The sequence below is a fragment of the Micromonospora echinofusca genome (genome assembly GCF_017614955.1).
Classification (GTDB): Bacteria; Actinomycetota; Actinomycetes; order Mycobacteriales; family Micromonosporaceae; genus Micromonospora; species Micromonospora echinofusca_A.
This window is the reverse complement of sequence record NZ_WVUH01000653.1, coordinates 1-1,301: the sequence shown is the minus strand read 5'-3', so window position 1 is coordinate 1,301 and position 1,301 is coordinate 1. Positions and strand designations below refer to the sequence as shown.

At 73.5% G+C, this 1,301-nt stretch carries 1 protein-coding gene; it reads right to left on the bottom strand.

Annotation, left to right across the window (positions count from 1 at the left end):
* Positions 1–243: 243 nt before the first annotated feature.
* Positions 244–1,301, bottom strand: a 1,058-nt coding sequence (locus GSF22_RS33615; RefSeq protein ID WP_244454607.1) for a trypsin-like peptidase domain-containing protein, incomplete at its 5' end; no start/stop codon positions are given.

The following is a 1,301-nucleotide window of genomic DNA, read 5'->3' as shown; positions in this document are numbered from 1 at the left end:
GGGGGCGTCTGGGGGGACCCGTAGGTACCCGGGCTGCCGGGCTGACCACCGCCGGGCTGCCCCGGGTAGCCGGGAGCGCCGCCCTGCGGGTACGACGGCGAGCCGTCCGGGCCGGTGGGAGGGTAGGACATGCGGTGTTTCCTCCATCGACGTGGCCCTGCGGAACGTCTCCGACAGGGGTCGCGGTGCGGCGTCAGCCGCGGTCAACAACGGTGCAGCCGAGTTCGGTCGGGCACCGTCCGGTCAGCAGATCCGGAAGCTGTCGCAGGCGGTCTTGATCGGTACGGCCAGACCGATCCCCTCGGCGTCGCGGGCCTTCGCGGTGGCGATCCCCACCACCTCCTTGCTGCCGTTGATCACCGGACCACCGGAGTTGCCGGGGTTGATCGGCGCGTCGAACTGGATGACCGTGCCGGAACCGTCGTCGGACTTGCGGAACGCGCTCACCACGCCGGAGGAGACGCTGTCCTCCAGCCCCAACGGGGCGCCGACGACCACGATCTGCTGACCGGACTTGACCGCTTCCGGCGCCGCGACCAGCCCGGCGAACTTGCCGTCGGTCTGGAGGTGGGCGACGTCGTTCTCCTTGTCGACCTTGATGATCGTCGCGGGGAAACGCTGGTCGGTACGCTCCAGGAAGACCTGGCGTTCGCCGGACTCCCAGACCGCGTCGACGACGTGGAAATTGGTGAACAGGTTCGTGCCGCCGTTGGTGGCCGGCTTGCCGATCGCGAACGCGGTACCGGTCGACTGGCCGGCCCGCACCCGGAACACGCTGGGCAGGACGGCGGTGGCGATCGCCTCCGGGTTGAAGACGTTGCCGGCCTGCTTCTCCAGCGCGTCGGTACGACCGGTCAGACCGTCGAGCCGGGCACGGTCGGCGTCCTGCGCCTCGGCGAGCGCCCGGTCGGTGGCGCCGAGCCGGTCCGACAGCCGGCTGATCTGGTACGCCTGCACGCCCGCGACCAGTGCCAGCACGATGGCGAGCACGAACGCACCAACGGCCAGTCGGCTGCGGCCGGTGGCCGGGCGGGCTGCTACGGGCGACGCACCGGGGACGACCGGCGGGCCGTACGACGGTGACGCGCCGGGGACGACCGGCGGGCCGTACGACGGTGACGCGCCGGCCGGCGACATCCCGACCGGCTGCCCGCCCGGGACGGCCGGCGGGGCGGACGACGCGGGCATCGGTGACCCGGGCATGGGCGGCGCGGACGGTACCGGGCCGGGCTCGGCGGGCCCAGGTGGCGCGGACGGTACGGGGCCGGGCCCGGCGGCGGGTACGGCGGCCGGAGCAGTGG